The organism is Acetobacter tropicalis (genome assembly GCF_001580915.1).
GTDB classification, from domain to species: Bacteria; Pseudomonadota; Alphaproteobacteria; order Acetobacterales; family Acetobacteraceae; genus Acetobacter; species Acetobacter tropicalis.
Map to the genome: position 1 here is coordinate 1 of NZ_LHZQ01000182.1, position 25,262 is coordinate 25,262.

The 25,262-nt window shown below is 55.5% G+C and carries 16 protein-coding genes and 4 pseudogenes; 13 read left to right on the forward strand and 7 right to left on the reverse strand.

Features of this window, described 5'->3' with window-relative positions; translation table 11 throughout:
• The 3 genes from AD944_RS04695 to AD944_RS04705 form a co-directional block, all read right to left on the reverse strand.
• Positions 1-785 (reverse strand): hypothetical protein (locus tag AD944_RS04695; protein ID WP_156477247.1); only part of this gene is annotated, 785 nt, incomplete at its 3' end.
• Positions 786-788: 3 nt separating this feature from the next.
• Positions 789-1,640 (reverse strand): hypothetical protein, encoded by an 852-nt coding sequence (locus AD944_RS04700; protein WP_045543349.1) that lies wholly within the window; start codon positions 1,638-1,640, stop codon positions 789-791.
• 3 nt (positions 1,641-1,643) lie between these two features.
• Positions 1,644-1,895 (reverse strand): hypothetical protein, encoded by a 252-nt coding sequence (locus tag AD944_RS04705; protein WP_024716917.1) that lies wholly within the window; start codon positions 1,893-1,895, stop codon positions 1,644-1,646.
• Between the two features lie 196 nt (positions 1,896-2,091).
• Between AD944_RS04705 and AD944_RS04710 the strand changes: the two genes are divergently transcribed.
• From AD944_RS04710 to AD944_RS04725, 4 genes are all read left to right on the forward strand, one after another.
• On the forward strand, positions 2,092-2,718 hold the full coding sequence (locus AD944_RS04710) for a LexA family transcriptional regulator (protein WP_045543348.1): 627 nt from the start codon (positions 2,092-2,094) through the stop codon (positions 2,716-2,718).
• Between the two features lie 150 nt (positions 2,719-2,868).
• Complete coding sequence (locus AD944_RS17025) at positions 2,869-6,174, forward strand: Hint domain-containing protein (RefSeq protein ID WP_052427270.1); 3,306 nt, start codon at positions 2,869-2,871, stop codon at positions 6,172-6,174.
• Between the two features lie 131 nt (positions 6,175-6,305).
• Positions 6,306-7,568 carry a cation:proton antiporter gene (locus AD944_RS04720; RefSeq protein WP_045543347.1) on the forward strand — a complete coding sequence of 421 codons (1,263 nt, stop codon included), beginning with the start codon at positions 6,306-6,308 and terminating at the stop codon, positions 7,566-7,568.
• Positions 7,568-8,002, forward strand: a complete 435-nt coding sequence (locus AD944_RS04725) for a DUF1275 family protein (RefSeq protein WP_236709306.1) — start codon at positions 7,568-7,570, stop codon at positions 8,000-8,002. Before AD944_RS04720 ends, AD944_RS04725 begins: the two co-directional genes overlap by 1 nt.
• Here AD944_RS04725 and AD944_RS16280 read toward each other — a convergent pair.
• Positions 7,954-8,495: pseudogene (locus AD944_RS16280) on the reverse strand (DDE-type integrase/transposase/recombinase); the annotation flags it as partial. The gene AD944_RS04725 and the pseudogene AD944_RS16280 overlap by 49 nt on opposite strands.
• 1 nt (position 8,496) lies before the next feature.
• Here AD944_RS16280 and AD944_RS16285 point away from each other — a divergent pair.
• The 5 genes and pseudogenes from AD944_RS16285 to AD944_RS04750 form a co-directional block, all read left to right on the forward strand.
• Positions 8,497-8,820, forward strand: a pseudogene (locus tag AD944_RS16285) (carbohydrate porin); the annotation flags it as partial.
• Between the two features lie 290 nt (positions 8,821-9,110).
• Positions 9,111-10,307 (forward strand): TolC family protein, encoded by a 1,197-nt coding sequence (locus tag AD944_RS04735; RefSeq protein ID WP_236709305.1) that lies wholly within the window; start codon positions 9,111-9,113, stop codon positions 10,305-10,307.
• Entirely contained in the window at positions 10,304-11,485 is a 1,182-nt protein-coding gene (locus AD944_RS04740) for an efflux RND transporter periplasmic adaptor subunit (RefSeq protein ID WP_145912909.1), read from the forward strand. The genes AD944_RS04735 and AD944_RS04740 overlap by 4 nt, the downstream gene beginning before the upstream one ends.
• Positions 11,482-14,580: an efflux RND transporter permease subunit gene (locus AD944_RS04745; protein ID WP_045543343.1), complete on the forward strand. Its 3,099-nt coding sequence runs from the start codon at positions 11,482-11,484 to the stop codon at positions 14,578-14,580. The genes AD944_RS04740 and AD944_RS04745 overlap by 4 nt, the downstream gene beginning before the upstream one ends.
• A gap of 238 nt (positions 14,581-14,818) precedes the next feature.
• Positions 14,819-15,985, forward strand: a complete 1,167-nt coding sequence (locus AD944_RS04750; protein WP_236709197.1) for a chloride channel protein — start codon at positions 14,819-14,821, stop codon at positions 15,983-15,985.
• A gap of 2 nt (positions 15,986-15,987) precedes the next feature.
• Here the strand turns inward: AD944_RS04750 and AD944_RS04755 are convergent, their stop codons facing one another.
• Entirely contained in the window at positions 15,988-18,462 is a 2,475-nt protein-coding gene (locus tag AD944_RS04755) for a heavy metal translocating P-type ATPase (RefSeq protein WP_045542263.1), read from the reverse strand.
• Positions 18,463-18,726: 264 nt separating this feature from the next.
• Positions 18,727-19,165, reverse strand: a pseudogene (locus AD944_RS04760) (transposase); the annotation flags it as partial.
• Here AD944_RS04760 and AD944_RS04765 point away from each other — a divergent pair.
• Positions 19,146-19,805 (forward strand): alpha/beta hydrolase, encoded by a 660-nt coding sequence (locus AD944_RS04765; protein WP_236709198.1) that lies wholly within the window; start codon positions 19,146-19,148, stop codon positions 19,803-19,805. The pseudogene AD944_RS04760 and the gene AD944_RS04765 overlap by 20 nt on opposite strands.
• A 3-nt stretch (positions 19,806-19,808) precedes the next feature.
• On the opposite strand, the pseudogene AD944_RS04770 reads toward AD944_RS04765, so the two are convergent.
• Positions 19,809-19,994: pseudogene (locus AD944_RS04770) on the reverse strand (SOS response-associated peptidase); the annotation flags it as partial.
• A 1,048-nt stretch (positions 19,995-21,042) separates the two neighbouring features.
• Between AD944_RS04770 and AD944_RS04775 the strand changes: the two are divergent.
• The 3 genes from AD944_RS04775 to AD944_RS04785 are packed head-to-tail and all read left to right on the forward strand — an operon-like array spanning position 21,043 to position 25,147.
• Positions 21,043-21,276: a FitA-like ribbon-helix-helix domain-containing protein gene (locus AD944_RS04775; RefSeq protein ID WP_045542262.1), complete on the forward strand. Its 234-nt coding sequence runs from the start codon at positions 21,043-21,045 to the stop codon at positions 21,274-21,276.
• 2 nt (positions 21,277-21,278) lie between these two features.
• Positions 21,279-21,665: a type II toxin-antitoxin system VapC family toxin gene (locus AD944_RS04780; protein ID WP_045542261.1), complete on the forward strand. Its 387-nt coding sequence runs from the start codon at positions 21,279-21,281 to the stop codon at positions 21,663-21,665.
• Positions 21,665-25,147 (forward strand): helicase-related protein, encoded by a 3,483-nt coding sequence (locus AD944_RS04785; RefSeq protein ID WP_045542260.1) that lies wholly within the window; start codon positions 21,665-21,667, stop codon positions 25,145-25,147. Before AD944_RS04780 ends, AD944_RS04785 begins: the two co-directional genes overlap by 1 nt.
• Positions 25,148-25,262: the final 115 nt, after the last annotated feature.

A 25,262-nucleotide genomic window follows, 5' to 3' on the forward strand; every position in this document is an offset into this window, starting at 1 on the left:
GCACATTGATGCCGCAGGGAGGCCGTCCACCCCATCTGGAGCGGACCATATTCCAGCACACGCTGCGGTTTGAGCGCGTAGCAGTAGCGCGACGCCGAGGTCACACCGGACGGAGGCGATGTAGTCCCGAGCAACGGCGGGATCCTCACTGCCCCTATATGACCCCGTTCATCAGGCGGGATTTCAAGATGCCCGACGATCTCCGGACCGGAGCCCAGGAACAGGTCCCCCTCGAAGCGTGTCGTCGCTTCGACATTCGCTGCTGGTGCTTCCGAGGGTTTGGGCTCTGAGCTATCGTCCAGGTCGTGCAACCCCAGTTGTGCTGCCGTGGGCGTGCCGGGATGGGTCGTGTGAACAACCCAGGTCACTGGTACGCGCCGCACCACGCCCGCCGCCATCAGCGCCTGTACGAACGGTGTCGGTTCCATGCCACGCGGACCGTCGCCGAGCAGGACGCCGGTGGTGCCAACGTTATAGGCCGCACCCGGCTCGACCCCAGCTGTGTATCTACTGGCGATAACGGCTGACATGGGCCACGCCGCCTCGCTATTGATGGCGTCGCCTCCCAACCGGAGACACACGCGACGGCTGTTCCCCTCATCCAGATCGCCCCGGTCACCCGGCAGAGCCCGCAGCATCGCCAGAATATCATCGGCCACCTGCGCGGCCTTGCGGTCGTCCGATGCCGCACAGGCAGACGGGACGGAAGCGCCGGTCAAAGCGGTTGTGACCAGCGCCGCCAGCAGCGGTGCGGACAGCAAGGATTTCATGGTCCGGAAACGCATGGCCTATTGCTCCTCCTGATTACTAACCAGTTCCAGACCCTTCGGCCCCCGATGGAAAACAAGCCGATGGCGAATATCCTTGCCGTTTTCCAAATCCTGAAAGGACCCGATCGTCCTGCGGAACACAGGTGACTGCATCCACTCCTTCAGGCCCTCACTTCGATAGACAGCCGTAGCCGTCATGACGTCACGTCCGGCCCAGTCCCTGTCATGGGGCTTGATCTCCGTAATGGCGCTGAGATGCAGGCCTACGCAGACGCCGCTGACCTGACTGATCAGATAGGGATGCAGCAGATAGAGAGACTGCTGCGGACCATTGCCCCGCGCGACCGACACGCTGTTCGGCCAGGCCAGCGTCCCCAGCGGACTGCCCCGCTGCATGAAATTCGGTTGCACAAGCTCGTAGCTGAAATCAGGATCGTTGCGCGGGGTCGTATAGATCGCGGCCGAGGCCACACCGCCGGCACGAAAGCTGACCGGCACGAGATGCCGTTCAAGCACACCGCGATGGGTCAGTTCGGTAACAATCTCCGGTGCCGTATCGTCAGCAGGACCGGCATAGAAAATGAACGGATGGCGATCGGGGGCCGTCCAGGGCGTCGATGCCATCCAGAACTGCCGCCCCGCCCAGCTCTCGAAATTCAGACCGGGTGCAAAGCGGAACGTCAGACAGGAACGCGTGTCAATCGCCTGGTGGGCTGCCAGAACCGCCCGGATCGCAGCCCTGTCACCGGATCCGCCACTGAACGAGGATACACCTGCTCCGACGACCGCGAGGGCTGCCACGCCGCTTCCGATCTGCGCAAAACGCGGCAGCCGGGAAAACATCAATGCGAGAGAGCGCGGCATGCTCATATGTCACAGCCCACCCACATCGCGGCACAGGCCCAGCAGATGGGTCAGTTTCCGGTTCAGCACACCACCCAGCACGATAATGCCTTCCAGAAGTTGGGCTCCCTCGCTGTCGGCCTTCAGCGTATCGAGGCGACCGCGCAGGAGATGATGCTCCAGTTCCATCAGGCGGATGACGTCATGCAGACCGGCATGCAGTTCTTCCAGTCTGGAATCGCGGAATGGAACGGGAGACAGCGAACGAACTTCATCGGTCATGACAAACCCTTCGACAGAACACGTGGTTCATGCGAGATTGGGTCCAGGATCAACGGAGACCCGCTTCACACTACGATGCAAATATATACGCACAACCGCATATACATACAAGCGTGTTTTCGCTTAGGAGTCACTTTTCCATATCACGGAAGAGAGATTGCCTGTGACCATTCGTTCCAGACCGAGGCGCCGTCGCATGTCTGATGATCAGGCCCGCCTGCTCCGCGAGCGTGGCGAACGTCTCCGGCAGGCTGCCCAGAGTATTGGCATCACCCATGCCGCCAAGGCGGCCGGCGTGCCTTACACGACGCTGCGGGATTACATGAATGGCAGTGAGATGAAACTCTCCGCCGTGGCGTCTCTCGCCCGCGCCTGCGGCGTCTCGCTGGACTGGTTGGCCTTTGGTGTGGGGGCTGGTCTCGACGCGGATGGTGAATCATCGGCTCCAGTGCGTGGCGGTCATCAGGTCGTAATCCCCTGGCTGTCGCCTCAGCCAGACGAAGGTCTGCGCGTCGGCAAATCCTGGCTGGAAGCCGCACTCCCGCGCGACCCGGCAATGCTCCGTCTCCTCAGCGTCTCGGGTGACGCCATGGCGCCGACCTTGCGGGAAGGCGATCTCATCATCGTGGATACCGGCACCCGCACGGTTCAGGGCGGCGCCATCTTCGCGCTGCGGGTCGAGGGCGACATCCTGCTGCGCCGTCTGGAGCGTCGGTTGGGTGGCGGAATCCGGGCTCTCGCGGACAACGATCGCTATCCGCCGCAGGAGCTTCAGACCGAAGACGCCGCAGGACTGGATGTCGTAGGCGAAGTCGTCTGGTAGGGAGGATTGCCGCGCAGTTGAGCTCTGGCGCAGCGCTCAACGGAAAATCGTTTATAAAAATAGTAAATTATCCGCTTGTTATTGCGAGATATCGCATATAACATCCTGACAAAAGCCGCCTGTCGCGCGGCTATGCTCAGGAGCGTCATCATGTCGGATTCTGCGGATATCACCTCGTCATCCTCGTCAGGCGTCCATCTGGTCAGCTCGGACGTCTCCATCGGCAACGGTGCCGTGTGGACGGACACGGAACTGGGCGATGGCGGTGAGCTCTTTGTCGAGGATGGCGGACTGGCCGTTAATACGCTGGTCGACAAGGGTGATCTGACCGTCGATGCGGGCGGTGTTGCCTCCGGTGTGACCGTGACTGGCGACCGGTATGAAAACGGTTATTTCGAAGTCGACGGCGGCACGATTACCGATATGACTGTCGAAAATCAGGGCTGGGGCATCGTCAACAGCGGCTCCATCAACGATGTTCTGGTAACGGATAGCGGTTATATCGAGATCGCTGCCACTGCGCACAACGTCACCGTGAGCAATGGCGGTGGCATCGAGGTGGATTCCACCGGGGTTGTCAGGAACCTGACGGTTGGCCCCGGCGGCACGTTTGGCATCCGCCCCGGCGAGGGGGGTGTGATCGAGAGCGTGACGGTCGCCAGTGGTGGGACAATTAACGCCGCAGATATATTATCTGCAGGAGGCGTAACGATCCAGAACGGCGGCAGTGTCGATTTCAGCGGTATGGCCTTCCAGTCAGAGGGCAGTGCAACACTTGAAGGCGATCCGATCCTGACAGTGACCGAAGGCGGCGTATCGAGTTCCGCCTCGCTCAATGGCGATTACTCCGGAGAGCATTTCGTCCTGAGCGATGACGGATCAGGGGGCACGGTCGCCACTCTGGAGCCGGATGACGGCACGCCCTGCTTCTGCCGGGGCACGTTGATCGCGACCGAACGGGGCGAGACCGCTGTGGAAGATCTCGCTATCGGCGATCGGGTACGAACCGCTTCGGGTGCCCTGCGCCCTATTCGCTGGATCGGGCACCGTTCGTATTCTGGCCCGTTTGTCAGGGGGAACCGGAACGTCCTGCCCGTCGTCATCCGGACGGGAGCTCTGGGTGACGGCCTGCCGCGACGGGATCTGTCCGTCTCTCCCCTGCATGCGATGGCTCTGGAGGGCGTGCTCATACCGGCAATCTGTCTCACCAACGGGATCAGCATTCTTCAGGCTGAGCGGATCGATGAAGTCACCTATTTCCACGTCGAGCTTGAAACGCACGATATCCTTCTGGCTGAAGGGGCGCCTTCGGAGAGTTTCGTAGATGATGACAGCCGGAACATGTTTCACAACGCTGTCGAGTTCAAAAAACTCTATCCGGATGCAGCGCCGCTTCCGGCAGTCTACTGCGCGCCCCGGATTGAGGAAGGGCCCATTCTTGAAGCCATCCGCACACGCCTGAATGCTGAAGCCGGGATCGCGCCAGTTTCCATGTCAGCAAGATCCATCGAAGGCTATCTCGACGAAGTGACGCGCACCGTCATCCGGGGCTGGGCCAGAACCCCTCAATCGGAAAACCCATTGCGCCTCTCCATCTTTGATAATGGCATTGCCATCGGGGAAGTCGTGGCCGATTGCCCTCGCCCTGATGTCGGCGCGGACTGTGGTTTCTGTTTCGTCGTGCCGGGTGGTTTCGCCCCACACATGAGGCACGTCATCGAAATCGCGCAGGCAGATGATCCCGGCACGTCACGCAACTTTCTTGGCCACACGCCATGGATTCTGGACCAGCAGACTATCGGCCACCATACCATCGCGCAGTCAGTAGCGCCCGCATCGTCAGCCACGATGCGCGGCTATATCGACAGCGCCTCCCGCGACCGGATCTGTGGCTGGATTTGTGATCCTGCGCAGCCCGGAGAGTCAGTCGCCATTCAGGTCGTGGTGAACGGGACGATTGTAGAACGAAGCATTGCCAACGGGCGCCGTCCTGATGTGGCCGACGCGGGGGCCGGGCCGGAACGGTGTGGGTTTGATCTTTTCTTCGTCCCATCTCTCTCACCTCTGACACGCCAGATCATTGAAATCCGGAACGAGCGCACCGGAGCCCTGCTGGGCCAGCCAGTTATTGTGGAGGCGGCTGACCAGTTTGATTCGGACCTTGAACAGGTCGTTCACAGGGCGATCGGCTCCGTTCAGGATGCGAAAGATCACGACCGAGTCCTGTCTTTTCTGTCCGCGCAGATGGAGCGCCTGAAACAGAGCCATGCCAACCATCGGTCGGGACGCCGCCAGAATGATGTGCAACGCGAGCGCTCCCGTCGAGGGCTGGCGCCTCCGGAAAAGCGTTCTCCAAGCGTGCTGGTCATCGACAGCCGCATGCCGGATGCCCGCCGTGACGCCGGTTCGTGCGCCATTCTGTCGCTTATGGCTGCTCTTCGGGCGCTTAGCTATGACATCTCGTTTGTAGCAGCGGATGAGATGGGAAGCGGGTCAACGCCACAAATGGAACATATCGAGATATATGCAGCGCCTTTTTACAGATCGGTCGAAGACCTGCTGCGGCGGCAGGCACAGAGTTTCGATCTGGTCTATCTGCACCGGCAGTCTATTGCGACGCGCTATCTGCCGCTTGTTCGCCAGTACCAGTCAAAAGCCCGGGTGATCTACGCCGTCGCCGATCTGCACCATATGAGAATTGCGCGACAGGCGGCCGTCGAGGAGCGGCCGGAACTGATGGCGAAGGCCCGTCAGCTCCGGGATGCGGAATATGCCGCTGCCCGTCAGGCCGACGTCGTTCTGACACACTCAACCGTGGAGGCCGCGATCCTCCGGCGCGATGTGGCGGGCGTGGAAGTCCATGTCGTTCCCTGGGAGGTGGCAGTTAGAAAACGGACGCCATCGTTTGACGCGCGTCAGGGGGTTCTCTTTCTTGGTAATTTCAGTCATGCGCCAAACAGTGATGCCGCATTCTGGTTGGCTGAAGAAATCATGCCGCTCGTCTGGCGACAACGACCGGATATCCACTGTGTCATTGCAGGCGCAGACGTGCCTGATAGGGTTCGTCGGCTCGCAGCGCCCCGCATTGAGGTGATCGGCCATGTTCCTGACTGCGGCGTGCTATTCGACAAGGTCCGTCTCAGCATCGCCCCACTCCGCTTTGGAGCGGGTGTGAAGGGTAAGGTTCTGGACAGTATGGCCAGTGGGGTTCCGTGTGTGATGACACCAATTGCGTCCGAGGGAATGGAACTGCCCAAAGATTTTGCTGACGCGACAGGAGAAACCGCAGCAGCGCTGGCTGCGCTGATCGTCAGTTTGCATGATGACTCAACGACGCACGCCAGATTGGTTCGGGCCGGGCGTCGCTTTATTCGAGAGCGACATGATCATGCGAGAATTATCGACGCACTTGGAAGGATCGCTGGAGATACGAGGGGTAAACGTCAGGCCGGGTAACCGGTCTATGGTCGACTTTTTGCCGGGCAAACGGAATATTGTCTTCCAGACCAGGAAGAAGGCGAATGCCCCCTACGGACTATTCCCGGTTTTTCTTGACGTGAGGAGCCAGAGCGGCCAGCGATGGGGCCATGGATACGATCAGTCTTCTTGCCCTGCTCCTGACCCTCTCGGCAGGGTTCAGCATTCTCAACCACCACACATTGCGTGTTTCTGTCACGATTGGTGTTCTGGTCTTCTCATTGCTGACCTCGCTGCTGGTCATGATCCTGAATCCGCTGATCCCGGCCTATGATCTTCAGGCTCTCCCACGATCCGTGCTCGGTGCCATCAATCTGCCTGCGGCACTTCTGAACGGTGCCCTGTCGCTGCTGCTTTTTGCGGGAGCCATGCAGGTGAATGTCGGACATCTGCGCGCAAACCTGATGTCTGTGACAGCCCTCTCCATTCTCGGAACCGTGCTGGCCGTGGCTTTTCTGGCGGTCGCGGCGTGGTGTGTTTTCCCACTGCTGGGCCATGCCGTTCCGTTTACATGGTGCATCGTGCTCGGCGCCATTCTGGCACCTACGGACCCCGTTTCAGTCGTGGGGATGCTGAAACGTCTGGGACTGCCAGGACCGCTACAGGCCGTTTTTGCGGGTGAGAGCCTGTTCAACGACGGCGTGGGGGTTGTCATTTTCGGTGTGACGATCGGACTGGCGACCGGAGACAGTCAGGGCGTGACTGCCTCGGAGATCGCGTTCAGCTTCTGTCGTGAGGCGGTTGGTGGCGGTCTGTTGGGTGCACTGACCGGGTGGATCGCGCTTCGTGTGCTTAGGGCGCAGCGTGATCCGCATATTGATCTGCTGACGTCGCTGGCTCTGGCAACCGGAACATTCAGCATCGCCAGTCAACTTGGCATGTCCGGTGCGATTGCCGTCGTCATGGCCGGTCTCTGCTTCGGAACCAGCTACAGCCATTCCATTTTCGATGAAGTATCCCGCAAGGAACTCGATATTGCATGGACGCTGATTGACGAGGTGCTGAACGTCCTGCTGTTCATGCTCATCGGCTTTGAAATACTGGAGATCAGGCCACATCTGTTTACAGTTCTGGCGACGCTTGCCGTGATCCCGCTGTCCATTGTCGTGCGGGCATTGAGCGTGCTGTTCTCCACCCTGCCGGTTCATCTCCAGCAGTGGGAGCGCGGCCGTGTCCTCGGCATTCTTACATGGGGCGGCCTGCGTGGCGGCATCTCGGTCTCTCTGGCGCTTGGCCTGCCACCCGGAGACCTGCGCGACCTGCTGCTGCCTGTTTGCTACGGTGTCGTGGTGTTCACCATCATCGTGCAGGGGCTGACCATGGAGCGGGTCGCCCGCAGGCTCTATCCGTCAATCACCTCCCGGTCGCAATAATGCCCTCCTCCATTCTCCCGGTCTCGATTTCCGCCCGACGGGTTTTCATTCTCGCGCTTGTCGCAGGCTATGTGGATGCTCTGAGTTTTGTTGATCTGGGCGGCATCTTTGCTGGTGCGATGACAGGCAATACCACGCATATGGGTGCTTCATTTATCAGTGGGAACTGGCACCATGGCCTCCTTCTGGTCGGTGTGCTGTGTATCTTTTTCCTTGCCGCCATCCTGTCCGGCCTGATGCGGCTTTTATGGTCGCCAGCTTATGGCGTCATGGTGGTGACGATCTTCATGGTTGTGGCGCAGGTCGTGCATGGATCGTCCCTACGTTACTGGGGCGAACTTTGCGTGCTGCCCACACTTCTGGCCGCGCAGGGCGAGACGATCGCGAAGTTCAGGGCAATCCCCTGTTTTTCGGCCCATGAAACCAACGTATAACTGACATATTCAGGACCATTATCCATTCGGATAGCCTCTGGCCTGCCACGCCACTTCATAACCTGCTCCAGACCGCGGACAACCCGACAGGCCGGCAAGGAAAAATCAACCTCAATCGCCAGTCCTTCACGATTGAAGTCATCCAGGATGTTCAGGAGCCAAAAAGCACGTCCATCCAAAAACCTGTCCGCCATGAAATCCATGGACCAGACCCTATTGGGAAGTGCTAGGACCGATAGCTTTTCAGGCTTTCACGAATCAAACGCTTGCGGTGTTTAATCCGCAAGTTAAGTTCCAGTTCGCGCTAAATCCGATAAACCCGCTTATGATTCCAGCCTTGTCCCTGGACGTTATGCAGATATAGGAAACACAGTCCAAATGCCCATCTCCTGTGAGCCTGGGTTAGTCCCACCAGAAGATCGGCAATCCTGTCGTTCTCCGCCGCCAGTCGCGGACAATAGCGAAAGCAGGTCTCGGATATCCCAAAAATCCTATCTGATCAGGTTTATGCTGGTGCTTCTCTTTTGGGTGTGATCCCTTATCGGCCATTCGATCGTTTCGGAGTTATGTATTCGTACTATCAGATTGGTTATAGCCTGACTGAAGGACAGAAATTGCGACAAAATGCTGGGATGTCTTTAGGTGCGTTCGTAAATGGTCCTCAAACACATGCAGCTACTCTGGAAGCATATTATGACATTCTAGTTATGCCTGGACTGCTCGTGCAGCCTGTTTTCGAATACATGATGCGCCCAGGAGAAACTTCAAAAATCCCAAATGCTATTCTGACCGGTGTTAAGTTGTTGGCAGCACTCTAAAAAGAGTGGAAAATGACCAATATTTGGTAGCAGTGTAGCACTGTTGCTTAAGTAGGATAAAATATAAAGGATCTCCCGGTATCGCTCTATCCAAATATTTTTTGCAAGCCTCTCTTATATACAAAAGCACCAGACTAGCTAACTGTACAACAACGCAAAAGTTTCGTGAGGTTTATATAAAAAAATAATTAATTCTTTTTTATCCCATTGATGCTGTCTTTCGATAAGCCTTTTTCGCTATCTTATTGAGAGAAGCAAACAATCGGAGATTAAAATTGCGGACCGTAGTCGTGGTTGCGCTGTGTCTGGTCATTGGGATACCCACGGCCCAAGCGGAAAGTTTACGTGATGCGATAATAGCTGCATGGGCACATGATCCTGATGCAAAAGCTGCGGCTGTCGATTTCAAGGCGTCAAAAAAGACAGCAAATGCTCTTGATTCTCTATTCCCATCCGGACCCGTCCTAAATGGTCAGTATCTTGATGATCATTTTATTGGTAGCAAAGTAGGGTATACAACATATCAAGGCAGTGTAAGTCTACCCCTTTGGCTACCCGGTCAGGGAACCGCCAGTGTGAAGGATGCTCTTGCATCAGTCGCTACTGCGGACGCGCGACTACAAGTTCATCGCCTCCTCATGGCTGTACGTGTATTAGATGTTACCAGTGCTTCTACTATATTGAAAAATGAAATTTTTAATCTTGAAAAGACGCGGGGAATTTTGTCTCAGACGCTGGAATCGTCACAACGAGCGCTAACAGCTGGTGAAATATCTGCTACAGATCACGAGGCGGTTGTTGCTGAGTACGAGGACATTGAAAGTACGATCTCAGACAAACAACAACAATTGGCCACTTTTCAATCAGAATTGCAGGCATTGACCGGCTCTGATGTTATTCCAGAACTAAACTCTCTGGATGGTCGGATTATTTCTCTGAAAATCCATAAGTTGGATCCTGAAAAGGATCCAAGGGTGCGTCTCGTGGATGCGCGGCTGAAAAAAGCGCAAGCAGCCTTTGATGTGGCAAAGCACTCTTATATGCCCAATCCAACCATTGGTGTGCAGATATCACGACAGGAACAATATCAAAGTCCTTGGGATACACAGGTCGGTGTAGTTTTTCAGGCAGCCCTTCCAAGCCGGGCTCGCAATACACCAATGCTTATGAAAAACGTTTCTGAAATTGGTGCAGCGAGAAGAGACGCTGAATTGGCACGTCGTAAAGTCCGCGTGGAATATGCACGCCTTCGTTCTCAGATTGCCTCCTCGTTGAGTATACGTAAGCACGCAGAGACATCTAAAACAGTCCTTTTAAAAAGAGCAGACCAACTTGAAAGCGCCTGGAGAACTGGTGAGGTTCCCTTGATCGAATATATCCGTGCACGGCGCGGAGCGCTTGAAGCAGAACAACGTATGGCGAAAGCAGAGGTCGTTTGGCATGCCGCCTTGGTGCGTCTGGTACTTATGATGGGCGAAACATTGTGAAAAATAAAAAAAATATTTGTTTGATGTTGGGGGCGACCATTTTTCCATGGACCTTATTCGTTGCCCCATGCTGTGCGGCAGAAATATGGCCCAAATTTCCGGTGCATATATCTCCTGAGGCAATCACGACTCAAGGTATCGAAACAGCAACCAGTTTCTCTGGATCAATAACGGCTCACATTGACGTTCAGGCTTATGTTGAAGCAGATCAGCGCAAAACAGCCCGTATTGTGCCCGTTGGCTCAGGACGGATAACAGATATTTTTGTCAGTCCAGGTCAATTTGTAAAAGAAGGAACTGCTCTTTTTTCTTACAATAATTATAGTTTAAGTGACGAAAAAGAACGATATCTTTCATCAAAGGCGGCTCTTCAGCAGGCACAGGCTATGGAACGAGATGCAGCCGAGGCTGAACGACGTGGTCGAATATTACAAGGTGGAGCAATATCAAAAGGCGAAGAAAAGAGGAGAAAAGCACTTCTCGCAGATGCGTCGGCTCTGGTACAACAACGGCTTGCTGTTGTTAAAAACCAAGAAGAGCATATGAGGCGCTTTTCTTCTTCGACAGAAAAAGTAGAAGGTTTGAGTTCTGTTGTCGTTTCTCCAGTTAATGGGGTTGTCCGAAGTATTAATGTCGCATTGGGAGGAAGTGTTGGCAATAATGGCCTTCCTCCTGTGGAAGTTGTCAATCTTCGATCTGTTTGGGTGGTTTCTCAAATTCCACAGACTGCGATAAGCAGCATTAAAATTGGTAGCAATCAGGAAACTATCATTCCTAAACAACGCAAAAGTAAATTTTCCCACGTAGATTTTATAGAAGAAACGGTTGATCCAGGCACACGGCGGGTTCAGGTTAGGAGTCTGGTTGACAACACAGATACATCACTTCGTCCTGGAATGTTGGTCAGAGCAAGAATTTTCTCACAAAACGCTGTGTCTGGACAGATTGTCCCGACAGACTCACTGCAGACCATCGCCGATCAACCCTGCATATTCGTAAAAATCGGGCCCGATAAATATCTGGCAAAGCATGTCGTGACTGGCCCCTCTTTGGATGAGCGTGTTGTCGTGACGGAAGGTTTGTCGCCGGGCGACATTGTTGTGGGGAAGGGAAGCTTCATACTCAAGTCTCAAGCCTTACTTGTTCCAGCTTCTCTTGAAAACAAGAATAAAAAATGAAATTTATTTTGAAAATTTTGAAGGGACGACGCGCAGTTCTCGGTGCAGCGTTCCTTTTAATGGTTGTCGGTATTTTTGATCTTCGGAATCTGGCTGTCGAACCCGTCCCGGATATTTCACCACGGCAGGTTTTGGTCTCAGTCAGTGCACCAGGACTACCAACACAGGAAGTGGAACGACTTGTTACCTTTCCCGTAGAGACTGTGCTGTCCGGAGTGGTGGGGTTGGAGAACATTCGTTCTGTCTCGCGGACCGGTGTCTCAGTACTCTATCTCCAATTTGAAGATGGTTCCGATATTTACAGAGATAGAGAGCAGGTTGCACAACGCCTGGCAGAAGCTCGAGCTTCTGTTCACATAGATTCTGTCTCCATTTCTATGGGGCCTATGACTACGGGGATGGGAGAAATCATGCACCTGCAGATACATGGTGCAGACCGCTCTCTAGCAGAACTCAATCGTATCATGACATGGAACGTTGTTCCGAAATTACGCCTTCTTCCGGGCGTGGTTGATGTTAATGTCAATGGAGGTGCCTCAGAGACGTATGAGGTTGAGCTCAGTCCTCTTGCCTTACGGCAATACGGCATTTCGGTCTCAGACGTCTTTCATGCTCTCGACACCGGCGATGAGGCTGCAGGTGGCGCATGGATCGAAAAGAATGATGAGCAAAGAATTATTGTTGGTCGCTCTTTGATCGATAATATTGAGGAACTTGGCCGCACACAGGTCAGAAGCGGTCCCAATGGAGAATCCGTCCATTTGAGTGACCTAGGAATTGTACATAAGGGGCGACTTCCTCGTTTGGGTGCTGTAACACGCGACGCAAATGGAGAAATTGTTAATGCGGTCGTCTTGCTGCAGGAAGGTGCTAATGCACGCGCAACGCTCGCGCGGATAAAGGCTGCCTTGCCTGATATTAATCATGCACTGCCATCTGGTGTCTCGGTTGAGCCGTATTATAGCCGGTCTACACTGACAAATGTTACAATTATGACGGTGAGAGATAATCTTTTACTCGGAGCATTACTCGTCTTTGTCGTATTGCTTGTCGTTCTAGGAGACTGGCGAGCGTCTCTGGTCATTATTTCTGTCATCCCGTTTTCACTTGTCTGTGCAATGGTTGGGATGAACCATCTTGGTATTTCTGCAAATCTTCTTAGCTTGGGCGCAATTGATTTTGGAATGATTGTCGATAGTGCTCTTGTTATTGTAGAAACAGTTATAAGCAGAAAACCTGAAGCAGATAAATCTTTTTCGGAAAGCATTGCGCAAACAGTTTCTTTGGTTTCTCGTCCCGTTACATTTGCTATTCTTATTATTATTCTTGTTTATCTTCCAATACTGACTCTTCAGGGTATTGAGGGGAAGATGTTCAGTCCTATGGCGAAAACCGTCATTCTGGGCTTACTAGCTTCTCTTTTTTTTGCACTAGTCTGTATTCCGGCACTTGCTTTAGTCTTACTAAAACCCACGCTATCACAAGGTGATCATTCTCACCATGACGAATCAAGTCATGACACGCGTTTTATTGCATTGCTACGCCGTTGTTTTGTACCGCTTTCAAGGTGGTGCATGAAATATACTGGTCGCGTGTCATGTCTCGCAGTAGCTGTTCTATTTATATCAGTGTTTTTAGCTGCTCGGTTAGGAGGGGAGTTTATTCCGCAGCTTCAGGAAGGAGATCTGGTTGTGACGTCCACCCGATTGCCTGGGATATCGCTGGATGCGTCCGTACGAGCGGTAGATGCAATCGAGCGGACGCTAAGAAAATTTCCCGATATTCGAACTATTGTCAGCAACACGGGGACTTCTGCTATTCCAACGGACCCTCAAGGGGGTGAACAGACAGATACTTACGTTTTGCTAAAGCCACGATCAGAATGGAAGACAGCAAGCACTCAGGAAGGGCTGGTGAAGGCGTTTAGTACTGCCTTGGAAAAGAACAATCCTGGCTCGCTGTATAACTGGAGCCAGCCAATCCAGATGCGCATGGATGATCTTCAATCAGGCGTGAGATCACAGATTGCCATAGGTGTATACGGTCCTGATCTTAATAAATTATCTCAATTGGCGGCACATATATCAAGTGTCGTTGCATCTGTTCGCGGGGCCGCCGACGTTGCTCCGCAAGATGTTGGCACCATCCCCTATCTGCACATTGATGTCGATCGCACCGCTGCCGCACGTTTAAACGTGCCTACCTCGGAAATCCTGGATTTGGTTGAAGCTGTTGGAGGGCATATTGGTCCGCCGGTATCGTTAGAGTCGGCATTGATTCCAACTGAAGTCAGAATTGAACCTAAGGCACGCGATACCATGGAAGAAATCAGACAACTACCGATCATGACTCGGAATGATCATTCGGTTGATCTTTCTCAGGTTTCTTTCATTACTTTAGATACTGGACCCGCCGCTATCAGGCGCAATCAGGGTGAAAGGCGCATGATGGTTCAAGCGAATGTCAGGGGCAGAGATCTCTCGTCCTTTGTCAAAGAAGCACAGGATACTGTCAAAAGTGAAATCCATCTGCCACCAGGATATCGTTTAGAGTGGAGTGGACAGTTTCGGAATCTTCAGACCGCTGTTGCGCGTCTGGAAATCGTTGTTCCTGTGACTTTAGCTCTCATTTTTTTACTTCTCATTCTTGCATTAGGAGATATTTGGCTTGCTGGGCTGGTATTTGTTAATCTTCCCTTTGCTGCAACTGGTGGCATTATAGCCTTATGGCTCCGAGGTTTACCATTCAGTATTTCTGCGGGAATAGGTTTTATTGCGCTGTTTGGCGTTGCTACTCTGAATGGAGTGGTCTTGATTTCATGGGTAAAAGAAAAGCGAAGTTCTGGTCTCGGGCCTGTTGAAGCAGCAATTGCGGCAGCAAATGAGCGGTTTAGGCCAGTTATGGCAACAGCTTCAGTGGCCTGCCTCGGGTTCTTTCCTATGGCTTTTTCGATGAGTGAAGGCGCTGAAGTGGAGAAACCCTTAGCAACCGTGGTAATTGGAGGTCTGATTTCATGCACTATACTTACGCTTTTGGTTCTTCCTTCATTGTATTCAAAGATTTTTATGTGGAAGGAGTCTAGGTCAATCAAATGATATATTAAAATATAAAGTGAAAAAAATATTATAATAATTTTATTCAATTAAATTCATTTATTATATTTTGCAGTTGGATAAAGAAATGTTCAGGCAGATTGCATTAAAAATTTTGAGAGAAAAAGATCAGCCAATACCCTGCGGGCTTACTCTCCTGTCATGCCTGTCTATTCTTGTGGGAAGCGTTGTCGGAGTAGTTTGTGGAACATTCCGGCTGTTACTGGAACATGCAGCGGGGTTGAGAACGACGCTGGCGCTTGATGTCCTGCACCCGTTTCCCGCCGGTCTGATGATTATTGCGATCGGCAGCATCACGGCTTTCATAGCGGCATGGATGGTCAGGCGACTGGCGCCTCTGGCTTCTGGAAGTGGGATCCCTCATGTCGAGGCCGTCCTGGCCGGACTTGCAACACCAGCTTCTGTAGGCCTGATCCCGGTCAAGTTCATCGGAGGATTGCTGGCCATCGGCGGAGGACTAGCGCTGGGACGTGAGGGGCCAAGCGTGCAGATGGGTGCCACGGCTGCTAATACGATCGGTCGGCTGTTACGGTTGGGACCGGCGGATTGCCGGTCATTGCTGGCGGCTGGAGCCGGAGCTGGACTGGCGACAGCGTTCAATGCACCAGGAGCTGGCGCGATCTTTGTGCTGGAAGAGCTTGTCGGCAAATTCGAGGCGCGAACTGCCTGTTCCGCACTCGGTGCTTCCGTGTCCGCCATCCTTGTCGCCCGCGCGTTGCTGGGCGGTGCTCCTGATTTCGTGGTGGCCGACAGTCCCATGGTCATCAGCGTTTCAACGCAGGTGCTGTTCTTGCTGACGGGGCTTGCGGTTGGCCTGCTCTCTGTCGTTTACAACCGGACAGTTCTGGCCACATTACGGCTGGCTGAACGGATGAATGCCAGCGTGGAAATCCGGGCTGCGGCAATCGGCGCGATCGGTGGGCTGATCGTCTGGCTTACACCTCGCCTTGCTGGTGGAGGCGACTGGATCACGCAAAGCGCCATCAATGGAACGCTGATCTGGACAGCGCTGCCAGGATTGTATGCCCTGCGTCTGGTCTTCGGCTCGATTTCCTATGCCGCAGCAACGCCGGGTGGCCTCTTCGCTCCCATGCTGGCTCTGGGTGCTCTGGCCGGCCTGGGCTGCGGAGATCTGGCCCATGTTCTGGCGCCCACGCTGGCGGGGCGGACCACACCCTTTGTTGTGGTTGGTATGGCGGCGATGTTTGCGGGAGCGGTGCGGGCACCTTTGACCGGGATCATTCTTGTGACGGAAATGACCAATACGCCCAGCCTGCTGCTTCCGTTGCTTTCGGGCAGTTTTGCCGCGATGTTCGTGGCCGACGGCATGGGGGAAGCGCCGATTTATGAGGCATTACGCACCCGCGCCGCGTCCGAAAAACGCTAGGCTCAGTCTTTCCCCCGACCAAGCCGAAGCGCGTTGGTGACAACCGTCACGGACGACAGAGCCATGGCCGCGCCGCCGATAACCGGTGAGAGAAGAAGCCCGCAGATCGGATAGAGCACACCGGCGGCGATCGGAATGCCGATCCCGTTGAACAGGAAAGAGAAAGCCAGGTTCTGCCGGATGTTGCGCATGGTCGCATGGGCAAGCCGTCTGGCCCGGACCAGTGCTTCCAGGCTGCCATGCGCCAGAGTGATCCCGGCGCTTTCGATCGCTACGTCGGTGCCGGTTCCCATCGCGATCCCGACGGATGCGGCCGCAAGAGCTGGAGCATCGTTCACGCCATCGCCCGTCATCGCGACATGTGCGCCCTGCGCCGTCAGGTGTTTGACGATATCGGCTTTGTCCTGTGGCTTCAGACCGGCATGGACTTCCGCGATATTTCCCGCCTGCGCCGCCACAGCCTTCGCCGTCGCATCGCTGTCACCCGTGAGCATGATGATCCGCAGACCATCGGCGTGGAGCGCCGCAAGAGAGGCCCGCGTATCCGCGCGGAGAGGGTCCGCCACGGCGATCAGCCCGGCGAGCCTGCCGTCTACCGCCACAAACATCACCCCGGCTCCGGCTTCACGATGCGCCGTCGCACTAGCTTCAACAGGGGACACATCCGCGCCGGCCTGCTTCAGACACTCGGCATTGCCCACGACGACAGCATGTCTCTCAACGCTGCCGCTCACGCCCAACCCCGGCTGGGAGTCGAAATGGGTAAGAGCGCCAGGTTCCCCATGGCGGTCTTTCAGGCCCTGAACGATAGCCTGCGCCAGAGGATGCTGGGAGCGTGTCTCCACAGAAGCCGCATAACGCAGCACATCGTTTTCCGGCCAGCCATTGGCTGCCTCCACGGCGATGAGCTTCGGGTGGCCTTCCGTCAGCGTGCCGGTCTTGTCCACAACCAGCGTATCCACCCTGTCGAGCGCCTGAAGCGCTTCGGCATTGCGGACCAGAACGCCCTCGCGTGCGCCCCGCCCTGTACCGACCATGATTGACATGGGCGTGGCCAGCCCAAGCGCGCAGGGACAGGCAATGATCAGCACCGAGATGGCATTCAGAAGAGCATGCCCGAAGCGCGGAGCCGGTCCAACGGCGTACCATACGACGAAAGTCAGCACGGAAATGGCCAGCACCAGCGGAACGAACCATCCGGCCACCCGGTCGGCCACGGCCTGAATTGGTGCGCGGCTGCGCTGGGCGGTGGCAACCATCTTCACGATCCGCGCCAGCATGGTATCGCTGCCGACGGCCTGCGCTTCGATTTCGAGGCTGCCATTGCCGTTGATCGTACCGCCGGTCACCGTGCTGCCGATCTTTTTGGCAACGGGTGCTGGCTCCCCGGTAATCATGGCTTCGTCAACGCTGGATGTGCCATCGAGAACCCTGCCGTCGACAGGGATCGACTCTCCCGGCAGCACCCGCAGTCGGTCTCCGACCCCGACAGCGTCCACGGCTATGTCTGTCGGCTGCCCGTTCTCTCCGATACGGTGAGCCTGTTTTGGTGTGAGATCCAGCAGGGCGCGGATGGCATCACCGGTGGCGGCACGTGCACGGAGTTCCAGAACCTGTCCCAGCAGAACCAGCGCAACGACCACGCCCGCCGCCTCATAATAGACCGGCAGGGCTCCGTCGAGCATCCTGAAGCTGACCGGGAACGCCCCCGGTGCGAACGTCGCGGCCAGACTATAGCCAAACGCGGCGCCGACGCCGAACATGATGAGCGTGAACATGTTGAAGTGACCGGTCCGCAGTGAGGCGAGTCCACGCTGGAAGAAAGGCAGTCCTGCCCAGCAGACAATCGGAGTGGTCAGCGCCAGCTGAACCCAGGGAGACCATGGTCCCGGAACAAGGTGCAGGCCGACATCGCCCCCCATGGCAATGAGCATCAGAGGAACCGCAAAAAGCACGGAGACGATCAGACGACGTCTGAAATCATGCAGTTCGGGGTTTTCCGTCTCTGCTCCCGTCGGTTCCTCCGGCTCCAGCGCCATGCCACAGAGCGGACAGTTCCCCGGATGATCCTGCCGGATCTGCGGATGCATCGGGCAGGTCCAGATCGTCCCCGGCGTACCCTCTCCGGCGGCGGAAGGCTGTTGCGGCGCATGATGGCAGCTCATGCCCCGCATTGAAGGCACCGCCTTTTCCTGCACTTCTTTCACAGGTTCCAGCGTCATGCCGCATTTGGGGCATGTGCCGGGATGCGCTTCCCTGATCTCGGGATGCATCGGACATGTCCAGACGGTTGCAGGTATCACATCATTTTTGACGAATGCCGTTGGATTATCCTCGAATTTCTTTTGACAGCGGGCGCTACAGAAAAAAGAGATGTGACCATTACGATCGCTTTTGAACCGGCTGGTAGCCGGATCAACCAGCATCCCGCATACGGGATCGCGTGTTTTCGTGTTGGCTGATAAGATCGTTGGCATTGTTTTTGTTCCGGATATGAAGAGGTGAATGTCTTTAAGTTACCGGTGCCTCGACAGAAGATGTGACGGTGTCTTCATTCTTAAGACCTTATTCGGTGATGCGCGTGATTATGCATCCGGGCAAGCATGAATCTGGAGGGATCGAAGAGCCCTTGATTGATAAGCTTGGCCAGTAATTTCTGGGTTGTGTCGATTTGATTGACTACTTTTGGGTAGAATTTGCTCTGCGTTTTGAGCGGATTGGGGACTGCCCACCTTGGATGACTACGCGCTCGCGCTCAATCTTTCGAGAAAGAGAAAGCGGCGCATGTTGTAGATGATATTGGCCAGCCCGATCCTGATGGCAGCTCGCGTTATGCCCACAGTCTGGACGAATCAGTCCTGTCTGCGATTTCTGACCAGCAAAGACATGCTAGACACGGGATCGGATGACCGACTTCCCGGCGTTGGACCGCTGGATATGGCGGGGCATCGGCTTGAGATGCGGCTTTTTCCTGTGAACCTTTGAGACAAAGCCCTGCTTTTCCATGAAATCTGCGTTGGCTTTGGAGCGATAGGCTGTGTCTGCCCAGACGCTTGAGGCCGTATTGGTTTTATCCAGCAGCCCTTCTCGCAATCGCGTGCCATCACTGGCGGCGGCATCTGTCGTCTTCCATTTCCGGATGAACCGGAACTTCCGGTCGATGGAAACATGGGACTTGTACGAACGCTCGCCCGAGGCGCGTTATCCAACTGCGATCGAGCAGGATTATGCGGTTCTGGAGTATGTCGCTCGTCATCCGGTCGAATTCGGGATCGATCCATCCCGCATTGCCATCGCCGGAGACAGCGTCGGCGGTAATATGGTTGCGGTCGTCTCCGCGCTCGTTGCGGAGCGGCATGGACCCAGGCCCGTAGCCCAGCTCCTGTTCTATCCGGTAACCGATGCCGCGATGAATGACGGATCCTATCGCGAGTTCGCCAGTGGCCCCTGGCTGACAGCGAAAGCCATGGATTATTTCTGGAACCAGTATCTGCCTGCCGGCACTGATCGCGCCCAGCCGCATGTCTCGCCGCTGAACACGCCGGACTCCATCCTGCACGGGCAGGCGCCAGCATTGGTCATCACAGATGAAAACGATGTCCTGCGTGACGAGGGCGAGGCCTACGCCCGACGCCTGGTCGAAGTTGGCGTGCCGGTCATAACGACCCGCTATAACGCGACGATCCACGATTTCGTTATGCTCAATGCGCTTGCCAAGACGCCGGCGGCCACCGCCGCAGTCGCCCAAGCGGCTCATTTCCTACGCAATGCCTTTACGAAGGTACCGTCCAACTGCCGACATTCTGCTTACCCCGCATGACTGTCATTCCAAAGAACACGGTGCTTCGACGCGGATCAACAGATCATCCGGCAAACGCCACTGAAGGCGCAGAACCTCTACCACCGGCGCGTTCATCCATGCGCCCAACTCGTCCGGTGGCGTCAGAATAACGGGCATAGCCTTCGGATGGATCGTGCCCAATTCCCGGTTGGCCTCTGTGGTCAGAAACTCTCTTTCGCTTAGACTCTCTACCCAGCGCCTGTCGCAGACGCTCAGGTCGAGCGTGCAGGGCTAGTCGCAACGGACGTTTCCCGGTGCCGTTGCGCCCTTTTTAGCCTGTGGATAACCTTGACTGAGGCCGTTTTCGAACAGTGTTTCGAGAAGGTCAAAAAAAAAGAGGGGGTAGAAAACCGTCACTTTTTTTTCCGGATTCCGTACATGAAATACAGGGCAAGTGTCATATTCCGCCCCCGCCCGGTTAGGGTGGGGTGTTGCGTGTTACGGTGTCGTATCGAAAAGGGAGCCGAATTTATTCGGCGATAGAGAGAAGAAAAAAAGAGAAAAAGCGTAGCGATTTCATATGCATAACGGAGTGTGCATATGAAATTGAGGTAGCGTGCCCTCCAAGCCCGAAAAATGGGGCATAGGGGAGATGAGAGGGTGGTGCCTCGTGTTTTTGGGAAAATGTTGTCTGGAAGAAGGTGAATCTCGGGGAATGTATGGGATTACGTGGACGGAGAGGCCTTTTTTTTGAGGCTGGGGTGTAGTCTAGGAGTTTCTAGTGGTGGATGGTGCGGAGATGCTTTTGAGCGTCGTTGTGGCCCTGTGTAGTGGGCGATGTTGTCGTGGATGCTACTCTATGGATTGATTTGGACTATTTTAAGGAGGTTTAGTCGGTGTGTGATTAATACCGCAGTTTAGATGTGTGTTTTGTACCACAAAAACTGAACACTGTTGTAAAAAAGGGCACTTTTGGGATTAAATCCCAAAACGCTATTTTCGGAATCCAATAAAAACAATGACTTAGAGTTTCTTAACCGGAATGAGTCATGACGAAAAATGGCTCGTTTTGGGCCGATTTTTCCTGTGGATAATTTTGTTCTGGTTGTGGAATATTATCGAGCCTGGAAGCGTTATGGAAATAGTCAGTCACGTGAACAACTTTAACAGCCTCCAGGACAACGAACCGGCTGGGGCAGCCGATCTCGATTGATCTCTTCCCTTCTTACTCGAGAAAGGTTAGGCTCCAAATTGGTTCCGATTTGGAGGTGCTGAGATGAATCTGTCGATCAAGAACACTCCGGAAGACCTTGTCCGGAAGCTTCGCACACGTGCCGAGCGCCACCATCGATCTCTTCAGGGCGAGCTTATGGCCATCATCGAAGCCGCTGTAGCCTACGAGCCCGAGCAATCGGCATCCGGCGTTCTTTCCGAAATCCGGACGATGGGAATCGTCACCCCCTCGGAAGCGACAGCGATGGTGCGTCATGATCGTGATGCTCGCGCGTAAAAATGGGCATCATAAAAGTCATCGACACATCGGCTGTCGCGGCACTTCTTTTCGGGGAGCCTGAAGGCGAACAGGCGGCTGCGCTTATGGATAATTGCGAGCTCACAGCGCCTCCGTTGCTACAATTTGAACTGGCGAATGTCTGCCTGATCAAATGTCGCCGCCATCCTGAACAGCGCGATAAACTGCTTTCAGCGTTCAATTTACGAAAGCAACTCGGGATCCGAGAAATCGCAGTGAATCAGGGTGAGGTCGTTCTGCTTGCCGAAAAGACCGGACTGACCGCCTACGACGCAAGTTATCTCTGGCTGGCCCACGTTCTGGATGCAGAGATTGTCACTTTTGACCGCAAGCTTCGCGAAGCTGCAGCAACGGCCGGAACGCGCTGATGGACTTCGGACAACTCCAGCCGGGCGCCCATGTTCGTGGCCTTGATACTGGCGGAATAGCTGAAATCATCCAGGTGCGAAGTTTCGGACCTGATGCGCTCAATCTTGTTTTCCGGGTCAGCGGAAAAATCGGCGAACGGCTGCTGTATCGAGGCGATGAGATTCCGTTTGAACTTGTCCAGCCTGGTCGGACCTATGCGTTCGATGCGGACGGTGCGCTCCTGCGTCTTGTGTCGGAAGCGTGGCGTCTGCGTCTTGCACATCTTTTTGACCCCTATCTGGCAATTACTCTGTCACGCATCGAAGCGCTCCCGCACCAGATTACTGCCGTTTATGGCGCGATGCTGCCGCGCCAGCCGCTGCGTTTCCTACTTGCGGACGATCCAGGCGCCGGTAAGACCGTCATGGCGGGCCTGCTCATCAAGGAATTGCTGATCCGGGGGGATCTGGAACGCTGCCTGATTGTTGCGCCGGGCAGTCTGGTCGAGCAATGGCAGGAGGAACTCGCGGAAAAATTTGCTCTCTCGTTTGATCTTCTGACACGTGATCAGGTGGAAAACTCTGTCACGGGAAATCCTTTTGCCGAGCGTAATCGCTTTATCCTTCGGCTCGACATGGCGGCCCGTTCCGATGCCCTTCAGGCACGTCTGGAAGCTGCGCCTGAGTGGGATCTCGTGATCTGTGACGAAGCGCACCGCATGTCCGCTTCCTATTTCGGCGGGGAGGTAAAAGAGACAAGACGCTACAAACTCGGGAAGCTTCTCGGAGCGCGCACACGTAATCTGCTTTTGATGTCGGCAACGCCCCATAATGGCAAAGAAGCCGATTTCCAGCTTTTCATGGGCCTTCTCGACTCCGACCGTTTCGAGGGACGGTTCCGTGAGGGCGTACGGAAAGCGGACGTCTCGGACATGATGCGCCGTCTGACGAAAGAAGAGCTGTTCCGCTTTGATGGCACGCCGCTTTTTCCTGAGCGTCGCGCCTACACCGTCGCCTACGAACTCTCTCCCGCTGAAGCTGATCTTTATCAGGCTGTCACCTCTTACGTTCGCGAGGAAATGAATCGTGCCGACAGGATCGGAGATGGTCAGAGACAGGGCAACGTTGGCTTTGCTCTCCAGATCCTTCAGAGACGCCTAGCCTCATCCGCCGCTGCAATACACCGCTCGCTGGAACGACGCCGTAAACGACTGGAAGCCCGCCTCCGCGAGGAACGGCTCCATCGGGACAGTATTCTGCGCCACCACGTGCCATCAGATGATCTCGACGATCTGGATGAGGCGACGGCCACCGAAGCGGAAGATATGGAGGATACGATCGCCGATCGTGCCACCGCTGCGGCTACGGTTGCGGAACTCGAAGCCGAAATCCTGATTCTGCGTGATATCGAGGAGCAGGCTTTAAGCCTTAAATTGTCCGGCGAGGACACGAAATGGCGCCAGCTTGAGGCCATTCTGGATGATCCGATTATGGTTGATCCCCATACCGGTGCCCGACGCAAGATTCTGATCTTTACCGAACCCAAGGACACGCTGGAATATCTCCGTGACAGGATAGCCGCCCGTACCGGAGAACCTGACTCCGTTGTCGTGATCCATGGCGGGATCACACGCGAGGCAAGGCGTGCAGCCGTGGCTGCCTTCAATTCTGATCCGACGGTGCTGGTCATGATCGCCAACGATGCTGCCGGTGAAGGCGTCAATCTCCAGCGTGGCGCTCATCTGATGGTCAATTATGACCTGCCATGGAATCCCAACCGAATAGAGCAACGCTTTGGACGTATCCATCGCATCGGTCAGACAGAAATCTGTCACCTATGGAACCTCTGCGCGGCCAATACACGCGAGGGCGAAGTCTATCAGCGTCTTCTCGATAAGCTGGAAGAAGCCCGTGCCGCGCTTGGTGGCAAGGTGTATGACGTACTGGGTGAACTCTTCGAGGGCAATGCCCTGCGCGATCTTCTGGTTGAGGCAGTCCGTTACGGTGACCGGCCAGAAATTCGTGCACGTCTGTTCCAGTCGGTGGAAAATGCTGTCGATGTGGACGCCATCAACAGACTTGTCGAAGAACGCAAACTCACGTCCGAGGGTATGGCCGCAAGCTCAGTCGCTGCAATCCGCGACCAGATGGAGCGAGCCGAGGCCATGCGCTTACAGCCCCATTTTGTCGGCGCTTTCTTTCGTGAGGCTTTTTCCCTTCTCGGTGGCCGGATGTCTGAACGCGAGGCCGGTCGTTTTGAAGTCATGCGTGTCCCCTCCGCGCTTAAGCACCGCGACCGCCTTATTGGACGGGGTGACCCGGTTCTGGATCGCTATGCGCGGGTTGTGTTCGATAAAAGCCTGATCGCAGGTCGTCCACAGGCCGAACTGCTCGCTCCCGGTCATCCGCTCTTCGAGGCCACCCTCGACCTTACGTTGGAACGCTTCCGTCCACTTCTTCAACAGGGCGCAATCCTCGTTGATGAGGCCGATGAAAGCGTAGAACCCCGCCTCCTGGCCTATCTCGAACATGCCATTCGCGATGGGCGCTCCACTCCGTCCGGCGAACCGCGCGTGATCTCCCAGCGCCTGCAGTTTGTCTATCTGGGCGAGGATGGCTCGGCGCGGGGTGGTGGCCCGGCGCCCTATCTGGACACGCGCCCAGCGACCGAGGCCGAATGTGCGGCTCTCAGCGAGATCGCACAGGCCTCCTGGCTTTCGGGGAAGGTTGAAGAACGCGCCATCACCTATGCCATAGCCCATCTCGTGCCGGCCCATTTGCAAGAAGTGCGGACACGCCGCCTGCCGGAAATCAACAAGATCGAGCATGAGGTGCGCGCCCGCCTGACACGCGAAATCAACTACTGGGATGCCCGTGCAGCCCGCCTGCGCGAAGAGGAACGGGCTGGCAAGGACCAGCGTATCAACGCCTCCAATGCGGAGGCGACAGCCCAGCGCCTGACAGACCGTCTCTATAAACGACAGACGGAGCTGGATCGGGAACGTCAGATCAGCCCGCTTTCTCCGGTCCTCCGGGGGGCTGCCCTGATTATCCCCCGTGGCCTGCTGGAGCAGCGAAATGCGCTTCCGGTCACGCCGATGGTGTTCTCGGAAGACCCGATCGCCCGTGCCGAGATCGAACGTCATGCGATGGAGGCCGTGATCGCAGCCGAGCGCGCACTTGGCAACGATCCGTGTGATGTGTCAGCCGAGAAGAAAGGCTGGGACATTGAAAGTCGGGATGGAGCAACCGGCCACCTCCGGTTCATTGAGGTCAAGGGCCGTCATGCTGACGGAACCCATATCATCGTGACCAAGAACGAACTGCTTGCCTCTCTCAACAGCCCGGACGCCTACATCCTTGCCGTGGTGCGCGTGGAGAGCGGTTTTGTCCATGCGCCAGTGTACGTCCGCCGTTTCTGCCACCGTGAGCCCGGCTTCGGAGAGACCGCAGTCGTGTTCGATATAGACGATCTTCTGGGACAGGGCACACCGCCCTCCTGACGTTGCCCGCCTTTCCATCTATCGTTCCCTGTTTCCTATGTAAGTAAAGAAAGTTTCCCATGTCCACCTCGACCCAGCCTAGCACTACAGTTGTTTTTCGAGATAAAGTATGATT

Excerpts from the sequence above, each read along its gene's own strand:
- AD944_RS04700 (WP_045543349.1), bottom strand. The coding sequence starts at position 1,640 with ATGAGCATGCCGCGCTCTCTCGCATTGATGTTTTCCCGGCTGCCGCGT.
- AD944_RS04705 (WP_024716917.1), bottom strand. The coding sequence starts at position 1,895 with ATGACCGATGAAGTTCGTTCGCTGTCTCCCGTTCCATTCCGCGATTCC.
- AD944_RS04710 (WP_045543348.1), top strand. The coding sequence starts at position 2,092 with ATGTCTGATGATCAGGCCCGCCTGCTCCGCGAGCGTGGCGAACGTCTC.
- AD944_RS17025 (WP_052427270.1), top strand. The coding sequence starts at position 2,869 with ATGTCGGATTCTGCGGATATCACCTCGTCATCCTCGTCAGGCGTCCAT.
- AD944_RS04720 (WP_045543347.1), top strand. The coding sequence starts at position 6,306 with ATGGATACGATCAGTCTTCTTGCCCTGCTCCTGACCCTCTCGGCAGGG.
- AD944_RS04725 (WP_236709306.1), top strand. The coding sequence starts at position 7,568 with ATGCCCTCCTCCATTCTCCCGGTCTCGATTTCCGCCCGACGGGTTTTC.
- AD944_RS04745 (WP_045543343.1), top strand. The coding sequence starts at position 11,482 with ATGAAATTTATTTTGAAAATTTTGAAGGGACGACGCGCAGTTCTCGGT.
- AD944_RS04755 (WP_045542263.1), bottom strand. The coding sequence starts at position 18,462 with ATGCCAACGATCTTATCAGCCAACACGAAAACACGCGATCCCGTATGC.
- AD944_RS04765 (WP_236709198.1), top strand. The coding sequence starts at position 19,146 with ATGGAAACATGGGACTTGTACGAACGCTCGCCCGAGGCGCGTTATCCA.
- AD944_RS04775 (WP_045542262.1), top strand. The coding sequence starts at position 21,043 with ATGAATCTGTCGATCAAGAACACTCCGGAAGACCTTGTCCGGAAGCTT.
- AD944_RS04780 (WP_045542261.1), top strand. The coding sequence starts at position 21,279 with ATGGGCATCATAAAAGTCATCGACACATCGGCTGTCGCGGCACTTCTT.
- AD944_RS04785 (WP_045542260.1), top strand. The coding sequence starts at position 21,665 with ATGGACTTCGGACAACTCCAGCCGGGCGCCCATGTTCGTGGCCTTGAT.